The sequence below is a fragment of the Vibrio minamisatsumaniensis genome, from assembly GCF_050337445.1.
Lineage (GTDB): Bacteria > Pseudomonadota > Gammaproteobacteria > Enterobacterales > Vibrionaceae > Vibrio > Vibrio artabrorum.
Genome location: NZ_JAKJSY010000030.1, coordinates 31,589 through 48,654, shown reverse-complemented (window position 1 = coordinate 48,654; position 17,066 = coordinate 31,589). Strand labels below are relative to the sequence as shown.

The following is a 17,066-nucleotide window of genomic DNA, read 5'->3' as shown; positions in this document are numbered from 1 at the left end:
CAACAATGATATCAATTAAGACATCTAAATAATGGTGCGGTCGGAGAGACTTGAACTCTCACACCTCTCGGCGCCAGAACCTAAATCTGGTGCGTCTACCAATTCCGCCACGACCGCTTTATTTTCCTAAAAACTCTTTATTGTTAAGACAATCTATCTAACCACAAACAGAGTGCTTAGGAAATGGTGGCTACTGCGGGATTTGAACCTGCGACCCCATCATTATGAGTGATGTGCTCTAACCAACTGAGCTAAGTAGCCATTTCCAAATTGTGGTTCATTTCAAAGCCTCTCAGCTTCGTTGTGAACGGGGCGCATTATGCGGAGTTGAGCGAAACCCGTCAACTTTTTTTTTGAATAAATCACGAATAAACATCTGTTCGGTTTCTTTTTAGGCAAAGAGACGTATTTGTCGACAAAAAACAGACCTAAAAGACGATATATAGAGGAAGTTAAGCTTCTGATACGAGATTGTTGGGATAGGGGAAAAACAAAAAGGCCAGTGAATTCACTGGCCTTTTTATTAGATGTTTAATCAGAATTATACGTTGAAGCGGAAGTGAACAACGTCACCATCTTTAACGATGTATTCCTTACCTTCAAGACGCCATTTCCCGGCTTCTTTAGCGCCGCTTTCACCGTTAAATTCGATGAAATGATCAAAGCCAACGACTTCAGCTCGGATGAAACCTTTCTCGAAGTCGGTGTGGATCTTACCCGCGGCTTGTGGTGCTGTTGCACCTACAGGGATGGTCCAAGCGCGAACTTCTTTAACACCAGCAGTGAAGTAAGTTTGAAGAGTCAGTAGTTCGTAACCAGAGCGGATCACTCGGTTAAGACCTGGTTCTTCGATCCCCATATCTGCTAGGAACTCTTCGCGGTCTTCGTCATCAAGCTCAGACAGTTCAGATTCGATAGCTGCACAAACGGCAACAACTACGTTGTTTTCGTTTTCAGCGTATTCACGAACAGCATCTAAGTAAGGGTTATTTTCGAAACCGTCTTCCGCTACGTTTGCGATGTACATTGTTGGCTTAAGCGTTAGGAAGTTTAGGTAGCCGATTGCTGCCGCTTCTTCTTTGCTGAGTTCAACAGTACGCGCCATACCACCTTCAGTGAGCACTGGAAGGAGTTTTTCTAGTACGGTGATTTCGAATTTAGCGTCTTTGTCGCCGCCTTTTGCTTTCTTCGCGTTACGTTGAATTGCACGTTCACAGCTGTCTAAATCAGCCAGTGCAAGTTCAAGGTTGATCACCTCGATATCTTCGATTGGAGAGACTTTACCCGCAACGTGGACAATGTTTTCATTTTCAAAGCAGCGTACAACGTGACCGATAGCGTCAGTTTCGCGGATGTTAGCTAGGAATTTGTTACCAAGACCTTCACCTTTAGATGCGCCAGCAACGAGGCCTGCGATATCTACGAATTCCATTGTCGTTGGAAGGATCTTCTGTGGATTAACAATTTTTGCTAATGCATCTAAGCGTAGATCGGGAACCGGAACGATACCTGTGTTTGGTTCGATCGTACAAAATGGAAAGTTTGCTGCTTCGATGCCTGCTTTAGTCAGTGCGTTAAACAGAGTTGACTTACCAACGTTTGGTAGACCAACGATGCCACATTTAAAACCCATGATATAAACCTTATTCTGCTTTGAACGTATGTAAGCGATTTTGTGCTTTTGGTAGGCCATCTTTTAATAAGATGTCTAGGCTGCGAACCGATTCGTCAACGACGGCCTCGATACACTCTTGCTCTTTTTGAGGAGCTTTGCCTAATACATAACCTGCAACTTTATCTTTGTGTCCTGGATGGCCGATGCCTAATCTAAGACGATAGAATTCTTTATTGTTACCCTGCTTGCTGATGATGTCTTTCAGACCATTGTGTCCACCATGACCCCCCCCTTTTTTAAACTTTCCAATACCAGGAGGTAGATCTAACTCATCGTGAGCGACCATGATCTCTTCTGGTTTAATTTGGTAGAACTTTGCTAAGGCTGCAACGGCTTTGCCTGACAAGTTCATAAAAGTCGTTGGGATCAGCAAACGAAGATCTTCACCGTGAACCATGATACGACCCGTTAGGCCAAAGAACTTTGGTTCGTTCTTCAGCGTTACGTTATGTACACGTGCTAATTCTTCCACGACCCAAGCCCCCGCATTGTGGCGAGTTTTGGCGTATTCTGGACCTGGATTAGCCAGTCCAACGAGAAGTTTTATTTGTTGGCTCAAGGTATGGATCTCTCTTGGGATTTCAAAAAGCGCCGTATGATATCACAGTTTATGAAAAAGGTGCGAGCTAGCTGATAGCGACGCGATTATTCCTGCTTGTGATAATTAGCAATGCAATATGACTTAGACATAAAAAAAGCACTTCATTGAATGAAGTGCTTAATGTCTTTCTCTAACGCGTTTCTAAAACTAAGCTTTTGTAAAAAATAAAAAGGCTTTGATTAGTTGAACATCGCTGAGATTGATTCTTCGTTGCTGATACGACGAATCGCTTCAGCAAGCATGCGAGAAAGGCTAAGTGTTGTCACTTTACCCGTCGCAGCCATCTCTGGAGATAGAGAGATAGAATCCGTTACGATCACTTGGTCTAGAACAGAGTTCTTGATGTTGTTCGCAGCAGTACCAGAGAAAACCGCGTGAGTTGCGTAAGCGAATACACGCTTAGCACCGCGCTCTTTAAGCGCTTCAGCAGCTTTACATAGTGTGCCGCCCGTATCGATCATGTCATCAACGATAACACAGTCACGGCCTTCAACATCACCGATTAGGTTCATTACTTCAGAAACGTTAGCACGTGGACGACGCTTATCAACGATAGCGATGTCAACATCCCCTAGCGCTTTAGCCGTTGCACGAGCACGTACAACACCACCAAGGTCTGGAGAAACCACGACTGGGTTTTCTAGGCCACGGTTCGCCATATCTTCTAGAAGAACGGGTGTACCGAAGATGTTATCAACAGGTACATCGAAGAAGCCTTGGATTTGCTCTGCGTGTAGGTCGATAGTAAGAACGCGGTCAACGCCAACGTTAGAAAGGAAATCAGCAACAACTTTTGCAGTGATTGGCACACGAGCAGAACGTACACGACGATCTTGACGGGCATAACCGAAGTAAGGGATTACAGCAGTAATACGGCCAGCAGAAGCACGGCGCATTGCGTCAATCATTACCACCAATTCCATAAGGTTGTCATTGGTTGGTGCACAAGTTGATTGAATCAGGAATACATCGCTACCACGAACGTTTTCATTGATTTGAACAGCGACTTCGCCATCAGAAAAACGGTCTACAGTAGCATCGCCAAGAGAGATGTATAGACGGTCAGCAATACGTTGGGCTAGTTCAGGTGTTGCGTTACCAGCAAATAGCTTCATATCAGGCACGGTGGAAACCTCGGGTTGCGTCCAGTTTTAAATAGATTGTGGGTGGGCTGATTGGTATTCAGCCAGAGTTTCTTTTAAAGGCGAAACGTTTCGTCCTTTCGCGATAAACGCGGAAACTGTGTCAGGCAGTTGTTCTAGTAATGATTCGGCTTCTTGTTTATTGCTAAATTCAGCAAAAACGCATGAACCCGTACCAGTCAATCTCGACGGCGCGTATTGTAGCAGCCATGAAAGTTGCTTATCAACCTCTGGGTACAGCATTCGTACAATTTTTTCGCAATCGTTTACGTATTCCTGCTCGAGAAGTGTTGATAGTGCGCGTTTTGGCGTATTTCGAGTTAATTCTGGATGTGTGAATATGTCGACAGTTGCTATGCTCACTTGTGGTTTGACGACGAGGTACCATTTTTCGTCTGGAGTCGCCAATGATAACTGTTCGCCAACCCCTTCAGCAAAAGCGGCGTGTCCTCTAACAAACACCGGTACGTCAGCACCAAGCGTTAATCCTATTTCCGCCAATTGGTCCTCTGATAGATCGAGTTGCCATAAATGATTTAGGGCAACTAGCACTGTAGCTGCATTTGAAGAGCCGCCACCAATGCCGCCTCCCATGGGTAAGACTTTCTTGAGTTCAATATCGGCACCAAACGATGTTGAAGTGTAGTGCTGTAGCGCTGTAGCAGCTTTCCAGATAAGGTTATCTTCTAGTGCTACGTTAGGAATTTCGGGCGTTATCGTAATTGAATTCGATGCTTTATTCGCCGTCACCGTCAGTTCATCGCCAAAGTCGACAAACTGGAACAGAGTTTGAAGCTCGTGATAGCCATTATCACGTCGGCCTGTGATGTAAAGAAATAGATTCAGCTTGGCAGGGGAGGGCCAGAGTGTTGGCGTAGTAATCATTTGTTCAGTGTCCACTTGGAAACGATAATGTTGATTTTGTTCTGGTCTTGCTTGAAGGCTAATCGAGTCGGGAGGGGAATGATCTCTGCACTTGCATTGCCTTCATCAGAGCGTTGTGACCTTGGTATCTCCGTATTTTGATAGCGATCAAAATGTAGAGTCCATAGCTGATTATCGACCTGCTTAGAGAGTGATTCAAGCGTATTAGAGTCGTTTAATTGGTAAGCATCAGCTTGCTCTGGGATACCAAGGAACCATTGTGGCAAATGATCAATTGGGATCAGTAAACCTGTCAGTTGCTCAACCAGAACGGTAGCACTGGCGTCGGTAAACACTCGATCATCATAGGTCACGACTTTAGCGCCTGATGAGTTAATGGTTAGGTTCAATGCGGTTTGACCAAGAAAGGTTGTTAACCTCAATTGGCTCTGGTTCGATGAGTGTTTCCAAATGAAGTTAAGGCTTTGGCGTTGTGCTGGGGAGATATAAGCGAGTTTGCCAGAGGCTTGGTAGCTTTCTATCTGTAGAAGCTGATTTTGGTAACTTTGCCACTCAACACTGGTGGGTTGTTCTGGGATAGACGAGCAACCCACCATGATTATGGTCATAAAAAGAAGAAACGTGATTTTGCGAAGCTTGCTCATATTTGCTCACAACTTGTTCAAATTTATCTAAAAAACGCTTCAACTATAGCATTGAATTCACGAAGTCAGGAAAACAAATCCCGCTTGCTCTTTAAATAGAGTCATGCATCAAGTAAAATTCGCCTCTTGTTTCCATTCCTTGATCGAGAACTTCTGATACATGTCTTTGCTTGCCGTAGGTATCAATCACAATACAGCGTCGGTTGAATTGCGAGAAAAAGTTGCTTTTGGTCCAGACAAATTGTCTGAGGCACTTAAGCAACTTAACGCAAATGCACACGTGAATGGAAGTGTCATACTTTCAACCTGTAATCGCACTGAAATTTATTGTGACGTCAAAGGCGTAGCAAAAAATCAGCTCATTGATTGGTTGTCTGAATTTCATCAAATTAACCCGGAAGAATTAAAACCGAGTATTTATATCCATGAAGAGCAAGCTGCGATTAAACACTTAATGCGCGTTGCTTGTGGGTTAGACTCACTGGTTTTAGGTGAACCGCAAATCTTAGGCCAAGTAAAGCAAGCTTATATGGATTCGCGGGAGAACCAATCTGTGGATGCTTCCATGGAAAAGCTGTTCCAAAAATCATTCTCTGTAGCAAAACGTGTTCGAACTGAAACGGAAATCGGCGGTAGTGCGGTTTCTGTGGCCTATGCTGCTTGTACGTTAGCTAAGCACATTTTTGAATCTATTACAGAGTTGACGGTGTTACTGGTTGGTGCGGGTGAGACGATTGAGTTGGTGTCAAAGCATCTTTCTGCGAATGGTTGTGCCAAAATGATAGTGGCCAACCGAACTCGTGAACGAGCTTTGGGTCTTGCTGAAGAGTTTGGGGCTGAAGTGATCAGCTTGAATGAAATTCCCGACCATCTGCATAGAGCGGATATCGTGATCAGCTCCACCGCAAGTCCGCTGCCTATTATTGGTAAAGGGATGGTCGAGAGTGCGCTCGAAAGAAGAAAGCACCAACCCATGTTGTTGGTTGATATTGCCGTTCCACGCGACGTAGAGTCTGAGGTCGGTAAGTTGAACGACGCGTACCTATACTCAGTCGATGATCTGCAATCGATTGTTGATGGTAATATTGAGCAACGTAAAGTTGAAGCGATTCAAGCCGAAGCGATAGTCAGTGAGGAAAGTTCCGCGTTCATGAGTTGGATGCGATCGCTAGAAGCCGTTGACAGTATCCGTGACTATCGTAAATCGGCCAATGAAATCCGAGAAGAATTATTGAGTAAGAGTTTGCAATCACTTGCCGCTGGCGGTGACCCTGAAAAAGTCTTACTTGAACTAAGCAATAAGCTCACAAACAAATTGATCCATGCTCCAACGCGTGCACTTCAAAGTGCCGCAGAGCAAGGAGAACCTGCAAAATTAACGGTCATTAGACAGAGTTTGGGACTAGAAAACCCTCAATAATATACGACCCCTATTAAGATAAGACATTATGAAAGCCTCGATTCTAACAAAGCTTGAAACACTGGTTGAACGCTATGAAGAAGTTCAACATCTACTTGGTGATCCCGATGTACTTGGGAATCAAGACAAATTCCGTGCCTTGTCAAAAGAGTATTCTCAATTAGAAGAGGTGACGGGATGCTTTAAATCATACCAGCAAGCTCAAGAAGATTTAGAAGCTGCTGAAGAGATGGCAAATGAAGACGACGCAGAGATGCGTGAAATGGCTCAAGAAGAAATCAAAGATGCGAAAGCGAACATTGAACGTCTGACTGATGAGCTACAAATTCTTCTTATTCCAAAAGATCCAAACGATGAACGTAACTGTTTCTTAGAGATTCGTGCCGGTGCGGGTGGTGATGAAGCGGGTATCTTTGCGGGTAACCTTTTCCGTATGTACTCTAAATTTGCTGAGAAAAAAGGCTGGCGCGTCGAAGTGATGAGCAGCAATGTTTCAGAGCAGGGCGGCTTTAAAGAGATGATCGCTAAAATCAGTGGCGACAGTGTTTACGGTACCATGAAGTTTGAGTCTGGCGGTCACCGTGTGCAACGTGTACCGGAGACTGAATCTCAAGGTCGAGTTCATACGTCAGCGTGTACGGTTGCAGTGATGCCAGAGATCCCTGAAGCGGATCTACCAGAAATTAAAGCGGGCGATCTGAAAATTGATACTTTCCGTGCATCTGGCGCGGGTGGTCAGCACGTTAACACCACGGATTCAGCTATTCGTATTACGCACTTACCTACTGGTACGGTAGTCGAGTGTCAAGATGAGCGTTCTCAGCATAAAAATAAAGCGAAAGCGATGGCTGTTCTCGCGGCTCGTATCGTTCAAGCTGAAGAGGAGCGTCGTGCTGCTGCGATTTCAGATACACGTCGAAACCTACTCGGTTCTGGTGACCGTAGTGACCGTATTCGTACCTACAACTACCCACAAGGTCGTGTTTCTGATCACCGAATTAACCTCACGATCTATCGTTTGAATGAAGTATTGGAAGGTGATATGCAGAGTCTGCTTGATCCTGTTCTACAAGAGCACCAAGCTGACCAACTCGCGGCACTTGCCGAACAACATTAATGACCATGCAGTCGGTATATACGCTTGAAAATGCGTTAAAGTCAGCAATCGCACAACTACAAGAGGGTGAAAATACATCACCCTCGATTGATGCTGCGGTGCTGCTTTGCCATGTTTTAGATAAACCAAGGTCTTACCTGCTGACTTGGCCTGAAAAGCATCTATCTTTAGAGCAAGAGTCTGAATTTAATGCCCTTCTAAAGCGCCGTCTAACGGGGGAGCCTGTTGCTTATATTGTGGGTGAACGTGAGTTTTGGTCATTGCCGTTAAAAGTCTCTCCTGCGACATTGATCCCGCGGCCCGATACCGAGCGTTTAGTTGAAGTGGTGTTAGACAAAACGTATGGCAAACAAGGGGCGATTCTCGATTTAGGGACTGGTACCGGTGCGATTGCTTTGGCACTGGCGTCGGAGCTGCCGAACCGACAAGTGACAGGGATTGATCTTCGCCCTGAAGCACAAGAAATCGCGATAGAAAACGCGCAGCGGCTAAATATTACGAATGCCACATTTTTGCATGGCAGTTGGTTTGAGCCTTTAATTTCAGAGCATTCTGAAGTGAGCGATGTTAAGTTCTCTTTGATCGTCTCTAATCCACCTTACATTGAAAAAAATGATCCTCATTTATCTCAAGGTGATGTGCGTTTTGAACCGATTACAGCGTTAGTTGCAGAAGAGAAAGGTTTAGCTGATATTCGGTACATTGCTGAAAACGCACGAAGTTTTTTAGAAAACGAAGGTTGGTTGGCATTTGAACACGGCTATGACCAAGGTTTGGCGGTACGTGAAATCATGCAGACACTGGGTTATGTCGATATTGTGACAGAGAAAGACTACGGTGGTAATGACCGGGTGACATTGGGTCGTTACGACTTCTAGCTTGTTCTTTTCTACTGGCTGATAGGGTCAATAGAGAATCGGTTTGGACGAATTTGATACATTTAGCTCGATAATGCATTTAACGCAGAAATACAGGGCATTAACGGGTATTGTTTGGTTCGTGTTAACGAATGCACATATAAAAATATAAAGGAATACCATGTACGAAGGTTTAAAACATTTTCACCTATTAACGATAGCTCTAAGCGCGCTACTGCTTTCGATTCGTTTCGCTCTGATGATGGCGAATTCACCGATGCTGAAACACCCTTTCTTACAGCGTTTTCCTCATATTAATGACTCGTTACTGCTGTTATCGGGTATTGGTTTAATTTTTATGACGGGCTTTATTCCGTTTACCCCTGCTGCTCCCTGGTTAACAGAAAAACTGACCTGTGTAATGGCTTACATCGCATTAGGTTTCTTCGCGCTTAAATTAGGTCAGAACAAGTTATTGAGAGTGTTCTCATTTTTCGGAGCTCTAGGTTGGTTAGTGATGGCTGGAAAAATCGCGATGACGAAAACACCCACATTTTTCGGTTAATGACCTCCTTATTTCGGTTAACTATCTATGTACGAATTTTTTGATGAAGACTTTGACCAGCTAGAATTAGCGGAAGGTGCATTGATCTTAAACAAAGCGATTAATCCAGAGACTCAAGATCGTTGGGCTGAGCAAGAGCTAGCAAGGTTGTTAAAAGAAGCTGAGTTGACTTTGGTGGATGAAACCAATGAACAGCAAAAGTTTGAATCTTTTATCCGACTGTTTTTCTATGAGTGGGGTTTTGCTGGAGATAAAGACGCATACTTCTCTTCGGAGAACGCATTTCTCGATAAAGTGCTTGAGAGAAAGAAAGGGATTCCGGTAAGTCTTGGAGCTATCTTTCTTTTTCTGGGTCGCAAGCTAGGGTTTCCTGTTGAGGGAGTCTCTTTTCCGACTCAGTTTCTCCTTAAGATCAGTTGGTATGGTCAAACTCCGGTCTATATTAACCCTTACAATGGTGAGTATGTCGGTGAGCAAACGTTGCGAGCATGGCTTATTGGTCATAATGGACCACTCGCGAAACTAAAAAGCGATCATTTGAAAGTTGCCGACCACCCAACAATTATTGGGAAGTGGTTAGCGTTAATCAAAAGTGCACTGCTGCGGGAAGAGCATTATACGCTGGCGTTAAAGTGCACAGATCTTGCTTTAACATTTGTCCCCGATGATCCTTATGAAATCCGCGATCGTGGTTTTATTTATCAACAATTGGATTGTCATCAGGTTGCTGTAGCCGATTATCAATATTTTATCGCTCAGTGTCCAAATGACCCGGCATCTGAGTTATTGAAATCTCAAGTGAACGCCATGAACGAAAAGACCGTGGTTGTTCACTAATCCGTAATTATTTAGAGAGAATATCATGGAACAGAAGACAGTTTATATTGGCGATATGCCAATTGCTAACGACAAGCCATTTACGCTATTTGCAGGCATGAATGTTCTTGAATCTCGCGATCTTGCAATGCAGATCTGTGAGCACTACGTGAAGGTAACAGAGAAGTTGGGTATCCCTTATGTATTTAAGGCGTCTTTTGACAAAGCGAACCGCAGCTCTGTTCATTCATACCGTGGTCCAGGTATGGAGGAAGGTCTTAAAATCTTCCAAGAGCTGAAAGATACATTTGGCGTGAAGATCATCACTGATATTCACACTGAAGCACAAGCTCAGCCTGTTGCTGATGTGGTTGATGTCATCCAACTTCCTGCCTTCCTTGCTCGTCAAACTGACCTTGTCGAAGCGATGGCTAAGACAGGTTCGGTTATCAATGTGAAGAAGCCTCAGTTCATGAGCCCTGATCAAGTGGGTAATATCGTTGATAAATTTGCGGAATGTGGCAACGAAAATATCATTCTTTGTGAACGTGGCTCTTGCATGGGTTATGACAACCTCGTTGTTGATATGCTGGGTTTTGGTGTCATGAAAAAAGTATCAAACGGCAGTCCAATCATTTTTGATGTGACACACGCGCTGCAAATGCGTGACCCATCAGGTGCTGCATCTGGTGGTCGTCGTGAGCAAACGGTTGAACTTGCTAAAGCGGGCCTTGCTACTGGTGTTGCTGGTCTGTTTCTTGAGGCGCATCCAAACCCTGATCAAGCGCGTTGTGATGGTCCGTCGGCCCTACCTCTAGATAAACTAGAGCCGTTCTTGAAGCAAATGAAAGCGCTTGATGACCTTATTAAAGGCTTCGAGCACATTGATATAAAGTAATCCGAAGACGGTTATTTAACACTGATCAAAACCATAAACGCCTACTTTTAGAAGTGGGCGTTTTTTTATCTTAAAGAGAGTGCTGAGTTCGTTTTTTGGATTTAACGGGTTGTAATTGAAGCATTTAATATCTACTGAGTTGAACATATGAGTGTGACGCCTGTCTTGTTAATCGAAAATTATAGATATGCATCACATTTTCTAGGTAAACGATTGCTTGTGATGCAGGGGAAGTTTGAGTGCAATCTCATAAATTTGTTACACTCAACTCGTGATCTATGCGTGACCAATTCGACAGAAACATGAAATCGTCGTGTTACATCTAGCATGTTAATTTAAAATAACTCACGTTGAAGTCTTATTGTTCGCACTCTAATAAGGGGGCGCAATAGGTCATAAAAAAGCAGTGGATTCCCCTAAAAAGTTCAAAGGTATGACAATGAAGCAACGCCTTATTCTAAAGACAGCACTCAGTGCTGCAATCCTAGCGACACTTGCTGGGTGTGCATCTCAATCAACTCATGATTGGAAGCAAGACCAAACTTACAAGCTTACTATCCTGCACACAAATGACAATCATGGTCGTTTCTGGCAGAACAAATATGGCGAGTACGGCATGTCTGCACGTAAAACGCTTGTTGATCAAATTCGCGCAGAAGTTAAAGCTGAAGGCGGTAGCGTATTGCTTTTATCTGGTGGTGACATTAACACGGGTGTACCAGAATCAGATCTGCTGGATGCTGAACCGGATTTTAAAGGGATGAATAAACTTGGTTACGATGCGATGGCATTAGGTAACCACGAGTTTGATAATGCCCCAGATGTGCTTAAAAAACAGATTGATTGGGCTAACTTCCCGGTATTGTCAGCAAATATTTACGATAAAGCGACAGGCAAACGTAAGTTCCAAGCTTACGAGATAATTGAAAAGCAAGGTATTAAAATTGCGATTATCGGTCTAACAACGGAAGATACAGCAAAAATTGGTAACCCTGAGTTTATTGCCGGTATCGATTTCCGTGACCCGAAAGAAGAAGCGAAGAAATTGATCGCAGAACTTAAAGAGACTGAGAAACCAGATTTGATTTTTGCTGTGACTCACATGGGTCACTACGAAAATGGTCAACGTGGCATCAACGCTCCGGGTGATGTAGCACTGGCACGTTACCTAAATGAAGGCGATCTAGATATGATCGTGGGCGGTCATTCCCAAGAGCCTGTCTGTATGGAAGGCCCGAACGTTGTAAATAAAAACTTCAAGCCGGGTGATGAATGTAAACCTGATATTCAAAACGGTACTTATATCGTTCAAGCTCACGAATGGGGTAAGTATGTAGGTCGTGCTGATTACGAATTCCGCAACGGTGAGTTGAAAATGGTGAGCTACAATCTAGTCCCTGTTAACCTTAAGAAAACCATTAATGTTGATGGCAAGAAAGAACGTGTGCTGATTCAAGATAAAATCGAGCAAGACCCAGAGATGCTTAATTTCTTGCGCCCTTTCCAAGAGCAAGGTAAAGCACAGCTAGATGTTAAAATTGCAGAAACAAACGGTAAGCTTGAAGGTGATCGTGATGTCGTTCGTTTCCAACAGACTAATCTAGGTCGTTTGATCGCAACCGCTCATATGGAAAGAGCAAAAGCAGACTTCGCAGTGATGAACTCGGGTGGTGTGCGTGACTCAATCGAAGCTGGCAATGTCACTTACAAAGATGTACTGAAGGTTCAACCTTTTGCAAACATCGTGACTTACACAGACATGACTGGTAAAGAAGTGCTAGATTACCTAAATGTTGTTGCGACGAAACCAGTTGACTCTGGTGCTTATGCGCAGTTTGCTGGCATTTCAATGACCGTCGCAAACGGTAAAGTATCGAATGTATTCATCGGTGGTAAGCAGCTTCGTTTAGATGAAACATACCGTTTCACAGTGCCAAGTTTCAACGCGGCAGGTGGTGACGGCTATCCTAAACTAACGGATAACCCAGGTTACGTGAATACCGGTTTTGTGGATGCTGAAGTACTAAAAGAGTACCTAGAAAAGAACAGCCCTGTTGACGTGAATAAATTTGCACCTTCAGGTCAAATTGTTTACAAATAACTGAATCAATAGGTGTGAAAGTAGATTGACTCTAGCACCATGATAAATTTAACTAAAGCGACGCTAAGGCGTCGCTTTTTGTTTATTTATCGTTTGGACTTGTTATGACCCCAGCAATCAATCTTGCCAAGAAAAAGAAAATTCCTCATACCGTGCATCAGTATCATCACGATGCGAATAATACCAATTATGGCTTAGAAGCGGTTGAAGCGTTGGGGCAGGATCCTCAACGTGTATTCAAAACACTTTTATTTTGTTTGAACGGTGTTGCTAAAGATTTAGCAGTGGCCGTTATTCCAGTCGATCAAAAGCTAAACCTCAAGCTTGCAGCAAAAGCGGCGAAAGGTAAAAAAGCAGAGATGGCGAATCCTGATATGGCACAGAAAACCACGGGTTATGTGGTAGGGGGAATCAGCCCACTTGGTCAGAAGAAAGCCTTACCGACCTTTGTTCACTCCACGGCCACCAGTTTTGAAACGATATGTGTGAGTGCAGGGAAGCGAGGACTAGAAATTGAATTAGCCCCACAAGACTTAGCACTGCTGACTCGCGGCCAGTTTGCAGATCTATGTTTGTAGATTGCCGTCGTTATGGCGATAAGATTATCGAATGACAAATAGAAACGCCCACTAGGCTAACCGAGTGGGCGTTTCTATATCGAGTGTCAATCCTGAAATGTGTTTGCACATTGAGGATGAATGGTGACTACTTCTTCAGGCCTAAAGTACCGCCAACACGCTTGGGTGCCGGTTTGTTTTGTCTGTTTGAATCTGACTTACTGCTGCTACGGTTGCGATTGCGATCTGAACGGTTTTTGTCTGAATTTGGACGCTCTGAACGAGAGTTCGATTTCCAGTTTTCGGTGTTGCCACCCGTTTCATTATTCGACGAATTACGGCCACGCTTCGAGTTTGGCGCATGACGGAATTCATCCGCATTGTTACCGCGGTAAGTGCGCGTGCGGTTCTCGTTTTGATTGCGGCGCGCTGTTGAAGTTTGGTTCTCTTCACGGCTGTCAAACAGCTTCGCGTCAGTCGCTTTACGAATACGTTGACCTTTTGCGTTCACTTTTGACGCATCCTCAGTACTGACTGAGCCTTCACACATCGCCAAGATCTCAGTGATCTCTGCGTCGCTTAGATAGCGCCATTTCCCGTTAGGAATGCCGTCTAGTGAGATGTTCATAATACGAACGCGGCGCAACTTAAAGACTTCGTAACCCAATGCCTCACACATACGGCGAATTTGGCGGTTAAGGCCTTGCGTTAATGTGATTCGGAACGAAAACTTGGTCTCTTTCTCTACTTTACAGGGTAAAGTAACCGTATCAAGAATAGGCACACCAGCGCCCATTTGCTTCAAGAACTCCGTTGTAATCGGCTTATCGACACGTACCACATATTCTTTCTCGTGGTTATTACCGGCACGTAGGATTTTGTTTACGATGTCGCCGTCATTGGTCAAGAAGATAAGGCCGTCAGAGGGCTTATCTAGGCGACCAATCGGGAAGATGCGTTTGTGGTGGCCGATGAAGTCGACGATGTTGCCAGGAATATCACGCTCAGTTGTACAGGTAATGCCCGTCGGTTTATTGAGGGCAATATAGATCGGCTTCTCTTTTGAACGTACCGGTTTATTGTCGATCTCAACATCATCACCAGGCAAGACTTTCGTGCCCATCTCCGGGATCTTACCATTAATAGTGACTCGCCCTGCATCGATCAGTTTATCGGCTTCACGACGTGAACAAAAACCAGTTTCACTGATGTATTTATTAAGGCGTTTAGCTTGGGATTCTTGTGACATGATATTCTCTTAGCGTTTCACAACGGAAATATAGATAAGCAAAAAGCAACTATGGACAGTTGCTTTTGCGTTTTAATTGGTTAACTGGCGCAATTTTAACATTTAGTGTGGGCTTCGGCACTAAATATCTATTTCGCTGTTTAATATGCTTAACAGATCAATATGCTGAACAGAATGCTCGAAGAAGATGGCCTCTTTTTTACTCAGTTTTTGCTGGTTTAGCGAGTTCGCTTTTGGTGACGCTCTCTATTTTCTAGTTTTTTGTCATTACTTTTTCTAAGCATGACATAAACAGCACCTGTGCCACCATGAAAGGGTTGTGCTGAGTGAACACATTGAACATCATTAATTTGCGACAACCAATTGGCCACATAGCTTTTCATCATGGCTGGTGGGTTCGAACGTTCACCTTTACCATGAACAATGATGACGGTGCGAACATCCATTCTTAGACACTGGCGTAAAAATGAAAGCACTTCGTTACGAGCATCTTTTAATGTTTTCCGATGGAGATCGAGCTTGGCTTGAATGGGGTACTTACCTAAGCGCAGCTTTTTATACACGCCTTCTTGAATGCCGTCTTTTTTATACTCAATAACGTCTTCAGGTTTCAACATCGGGGCGTAGTCGAGAGAGAGGTAATCTTTTTCATCCTCTGACAGCCACATCGCCGCTTCACGCTTTGCCAGTTGAGACTCGGTTACTCGATGCACTTTTTGATGCTCAGCGGTGTCATGGTCGATACGTTTGACATCGCCCATCATTTCTTGGAATAGATCTAAGTCGTTATCATGAGACATAGTGTTTATCTCAAGTTGGAGAAGGATTGGTTAAGTATACCTAAGTTGGTGTTGGGTTTAAAAATGAAAAAACAGAAGTGGTGAGAGAAGTCTATTCTGGTGTAAAGCGTGAGGACGCTTTTCAGAAAGAGATGGCATTTATTGATGGCGGTCGGTTTTTCGGCATATTGGCCTCTATCTTGTACGTCTTTTGTTCTAACGGATAATGATTGTAAAAAAGAGTGGAAAAAGCGCTTGCGGATAAATTTAGAATCCGTATTATACGCTTCATCGACAGGCAATTAGCTTGTTAGATGTCTCGGTGAATAGCGCAGCTTGGTAGCGCATCTGGTTTGGGACCAGAGGGTCGGGGGTTCGAATCCCTCTTCACCGACCATATTAAGAAAAAGGCTCCTCAGAAATGAGGAGCCTTTTTCGTTTCTTCTCTTTGCGTTGCGAGATTTCATCGCAGGGTATCTAGTCTCTCAACGCTTTGTTTTTTCTGTGTACGGTTTACTTACGATCGGGAAATTGGCATTGCGCTGGTTGGCTTTGTGACTGTTGAGTAACATTGAACCCTTTCTCTTCTAATCGCTGCAAAAGGTTGCCTTCTCCAATTAGATGCAAGGCGCCAACCACGACCAAGTAGCTTCCTTTTGGGGTGAGTTTCCAATCATTGGCCGATAGTTTGTTTGCCCAGTCTATATTGCGATCAGTTAAGAATGCTTTCTCCAGTTCTGGTGACATCTCAGACAACTCTGCGAAGTCTGACAGGTTGACTAAATCACCGGCTTTCCAACTTTCAATTAGGCAATGAGCCACACGATCAGCTTGGTCAAACTCATTGAGGCTGCTGACTAACCACTCCTTACCGTCATCCTTTTGTTTTGTCATCAGATCGATTTGGAATTGAAGAGGCTCTAAACTGATCAGCGGAATATCTTGGGTGGTCGCTTTGTGGACTAGCGAGGCATCAACACCGTCGGCAGAACCATACCCCAGGTTCTTTAACTGTTGCATTTGTATCGAAAGAGAAGTTGCCCAAGGCGGTGAGATGAGCAGTTGTTGCGTCGGCATACCGAGTGATTTTGATATGTCGGTTAATAATTGCAGCTGTTCTGTATTGAGTACATCGGCAGTCGTGAGTTTATTGTGGGGATACACGATGCCATCAGACTTTCTGATGTCCGTTTCGATCACTAACCCATCACTGTTTTTTAGTGCGTCGGTGATTGCTAAAGGAAGTGGGTACATACTCTCGTCCCCAACGTGCACCGAACCCAAAATAGTGAGAGTTACCCCCTCTTTTTTTGCCTGCCAATAAAGAGGCTCAGCGACCGCTTGCTGTGCTGAACAAGCGAGAGTGAGTAACATAAGGGACAAAAATGCGCGCAAATAAAACTCCTTAGGGAATATAAACCCGTTAAAAGAAAATTGACGGCGTTTTTTAACGGTTTTTTTTGAGGACGATGTCACGTTGTTTGTAGGAAAAGTATAACAACCTAAGCAAGCGCTTAAACCTTTCYCTCTATTAACGGCTCGATTTTATTCAATCCTTTAAAAAGAGTGTGATTCAATTYTCAATTTTTACGTCAAAATAAAACTGACGTAAGTGTCGTTTGGCATAACTATCTGATTTTTATTTGATTAATTTTATCTCTGTTTTTGAGATTTGAAGCCGATCACTGTATTTACTTAATTTAATTCACGGCAAAAAATAAGCCCATATAGTTTATTTAACTTTTGAAGCGCTCCACTTT

General features: G+C 43.9%; 16 protein-coding genes and 3 tRNA genes. 9 read left to right on the top strand and 10 right to left on the bottom strand.

Translation table 11 applies throughout. From position 1 onward, the window contains the following. Positions 1-32 precede the first annotated feature (32 nt). The 7 genes from L4B77_RS08630 to lolB all read right to left on the bottom strand — a co-directional run bounded on the left by L4B77_RS08630 (position 33) and on the right by lolB (position 4,947). Positions 33-117, bottom strand: a tRNA-Leu gene (locus L4B77_RS08630). A gap of 67 nt (positions 118-184) precedes the next feature. Beyond that, positions 185-261: transfer RNA gene (locus L4B77_RS08625), tRNA-Met, on the bottom strand. A 280-nt stretch (positions 262-541) separates the two neighbouring features. Then, entirely contained in the window at positions 542-1,633 is a 1,092-nt protein-coding gene (gene ychF, locus L4B77_RS08620) for a redox-regulated ATPase YchF (RefSeq protein ID WP_261839092.1), read from the bottom strand. A 10-nt stretch (positions 1,634-1,643) separates the two neighbouring features. Further along, positions 1,644-2,234 (bottom strand): aminoacyl-tRNA hydrolase, encoded by a 591-nt coding sequence (pth, locus tag L4B77_RS08615; RefSeq protein ID WP_004739815.1) that lies wholly within the window; start codon positions 2,232-2,234, stop codon positions 1,644-1,646. A 221-nt stretch (positions 2,235-2,455) separates the two neighbouring features. After that, entirely contained in the window at positions 2,456-3,400 is a 945-nt protein-coding gene (locus L4B77_RS08610) for a ribose-phosphate pyrophosphokinase (RefSeq protein ID WP_004739814.1), read from the bottom strand. Positions 3,401-3,427: 27 nt separating this feature from the next. After that, on the bottom strand, positions 3,428-4,303 hold the full coding sequence (gene ispE, locus L4B77_RS08605) for a 4-(cytidine 5'-diphospho)-2-C-methyl-D-erythritol kinase (protein ID WP_429749797.1): 876 nt from the start codon (positions 4,301-4,303) through the stop codon (positions 3,428-3,430). Next, positions 4,300-4,947, bottom strand: coding sequence for a lipoprotein insertase outer membrane protein LolB (lolB, locus tag L4B77_RS08600; protein WP_429749795.1), 648 nt, complete (start codon positions 4,945-4,947; stop codon positions 4,300-4,302). Before lolB ends, ispE begins: the two co-directional genes overlap by 4 nt. Before the next feature lie 160 nt (positions 4,948-5,107). Between lolB and hemA the strand changes: the two genes are divergently transcribed. The 8 genes from hemA to ybaK all read left to right on the top strand — a co-directional run bounded on the left by hemA (position 5,108) and on the right by ybaK (position 13,299). After that, positions 5,108-6,367, top strand: coding sequence for a glutamyl-tRNA reductase (gene hemA, locus L4B77_RS08595; protein ID WP_429749793.1), 1,260 nt, complete (start codon positions 5,108-5,110; stop codon positions 6,365-6,367). A gap of 28 nt (positions 6,368-6,395) precedes the next feature. Beyond that, positions 6,396-7,484, top strand: a complete 1,089-nt coding sequence (prfA, locus tag L4B77_RS08590; protein ID WP_261839096.1) for a peptide chain release factor 1 — start codon at positions 6,396-6,398, stop codon at positions 7,482-7,484. Between the two features lie 5 nt (positions 7,485-7,489). Next, positions 7,490-8,362 carry a peptide chain release factor N(5)-glutamine methyltransferase gene (gene prmC / locus L4B77_RS08585; RefSeq protein ID WP_429749791.1) on the top strand — a complete coding sequence of 291 codons (873 nt, stop codon included), beginning with the start codon at positions 7,490-7,492 and terminating at the stop codon, positions 8,360-8,362. Between the two features lie 160 nt (positions 8,363-8,522). Beyond that, positions 8,523-8,906, top strand: a complete 384-nt coding sequence (locus L4B77_RS08580; RefSeq protein WP_261839098.1) for a SirB2 family protein — start codon at positions 8,523-8,525, stop codon at positions 8,904-8,906. A 27-nt stretch (positions 8,907-8,933) separates the two neighbouring features. Beyond that, complete coding sequence (locus L4B77_RS08575) at positions 8,934-9,743, top strand: SirB1 family protein (protein WP_261839099.1); 810 nt, start codon at positions 8,934-8,936, stop codon at positions 9,741-9,743. A gap of 25 nt (positions 9,744-9,768) precedes the next feature. Beyond that, positions 9,769-10,620 carry a 3-deoxy-8-phosphooctulonate synthase gene (gene kdsA, locus L4B77_RS08570; RefSeq protein ID WP_261839100.1) on the top strand — a complete coding sequence of 284 codons (852 nt, stop codon included), beginning with the start codon at positions 9,769-9,771 and terminating at the stop codon, positions 10,618-10,620. Between the two features lie 439 nt (positions 10,621-11,059). Continuing rightward, a complete protein-coding gene (gene ushA, locus L4B77_RS08565) occupies positions 11,060-12,721 on the top strand; it encodes a bifunctional UDP-sugar hydrolase/5'-nucleotidase UshA (RefSeq protein WP_429749788.1) in 1,662 nt (553 codons plus the stop codon). A gap of 104 nt (positions 12,722-12,825) precedes the next feature. Continuing rightward, positions 12,826-13,299 carry a Cys-tRNA(Pro) deacylase gene (gene ybaK, locus L4B77_RS08560; RefSeq protein ID WP_429749786.1) on the top strand — a complete coding sequence of 158 codons (474 nt, stop codon included), beginning with the start codon at positions 12,826-12,828 and terminating at the stop codon, positions 13,297-13,299. A gap of 127 nt (positions 13,300-13,426) precedes the next feature. On the opposite strand, the gene rluF is transcribed toward ybaK, so the two are convergent. Continuing rightward, a complete protein-coding gene (rluF, locus tag L4B77_RS08555) occupies positions 13,427-14,527 on the bottom strand; it encodes a 23S rRNA pseudouridine(2604) synthase RluF (protein ID WP_429749784.1) in 1,101 nt (366 codons plus the stop codon). Positions 14,528-14,745: 218 nt separating this feature from the next. Next, positions 14,746-15,327: a DNA endonuclease SmrA gene (gene smrA, locus L4B77_RS08550; RefSeq protein WP_429749782.1), complete on the bottom strand. Its 582-nt coding sequence runs from the start codon at positions 15,325-15,327 to the stop codon at positions 14,746-14,748. Positions 15,328-15,626: 299 nt separating this feature from the next. On the opposite strand from smrA, the gene L4B77_RS08545 reads away from it, so the two are divergent. Beyond that, positions 15,627-15,703, top strand: a tRNA-Pro gene (locus tag L4B77_RS08545). Positions 15,704-15,819: 116 nt separating this feature from the next. Here L4B77_RS08545 and L4B77_RS08540 read toward each other — a convergent pair. Beyond that, a complete protein-coding gene (locus L4B77_RS08540; protein WP_429749780.1) occupies positions 15,820-16,701 on the bottom strand; it encodes a TraB/GumN family protein in 882 nt (293 codons plus the stop codon). Positions 16,702-17,066 lie beyond the last annotated feature (365 nt).

Bases quoted from the DNA above. Each gene is read 5' to 3' on its own strand.
- kdsA (WP_261839100.1), top strand. From the start codon at position 9,769: ATGGAACAGAAGACAGTTTATATTGGCGATATGCCAATTGCTAACGAC.
- ushA (WP_429749788.1), top strand. From the start codon at position 11,060: ATGAAGCAACGCCTTATTCTAAAGACAGCACTCAGTGCTGCAATCCTA.
- prfA (WP_261839096.1), top strand. From the start codon at position 6,396: ATGAAAGCCTCGATTCTAACAAAGCTTGAAACACTGGTTGAACGCTAT.
- ybaK (WP_429749786.1), top strand. From the start codon at position 12,826: ATGACCCCAGCAATCAATCTTGCCAAGAAAAAGAAAATTCCTCATACC.
- ispE (WP_429749797.1), bottom strand. From the start codon at position 4,303: ATGATTACTACGCCAACACTCTGGCCCTCCCCTGCCAAGCTGAATCTA.
- L4B77_RS08580 (WP_261839098.1), top strand. From the start codon at position 8,523: ATGTACGAAGGTTTAAAACATTTTCACCTATTAACGATAGCTCTAAGC.
- lolB (WP_429749795.1), bottom strand. From the start codon at position 4,947: ATGAGCAAGCTTCGCAAAATCACGTTTCTTCTTTTTATGACCATAATC.
- rluF (WP_429749784.1), bottom strand. From the start codon at position 14,527: ATGTCACAAGAATCCCAAGCTAAACGCCTTAATAAATACATCAGTGAA.
- prmC (WP_429749791.1), top strand. From the start codon at position 7,490: ATGCAGTCGGTATATACGCTTGAAAATGCGTTAAAGTCAGCAATCGCA.
- hemA (WP_429749793.1), top strand. From the start codon at position 5,108: ATGTCTTTGCTTGCCGTAGGTATCAATCACAATACAGCGTCGGTTGAA.
- ychF (WP_261839092.1), bottom strand. From the start codon at position 1,633: ATGGGTTTTAAATGTGGCATCGTTGGTCTACCAAACGTTGGTAAGTCA.
- L4B77_RS08575 (WP_261839099.1), top strand. From the start codon at position 8,934: ATGTACGAATTTTTTGATGAAGACTTTGACCAGCTAGAATTAGCGGAA.
- smrA (WP_429749782.1), bottom strand. From the start codon at position 15,327: ATGTCTCATGATAACGACTTAGATCTATTCCAAGAAATGATGGGCGAT.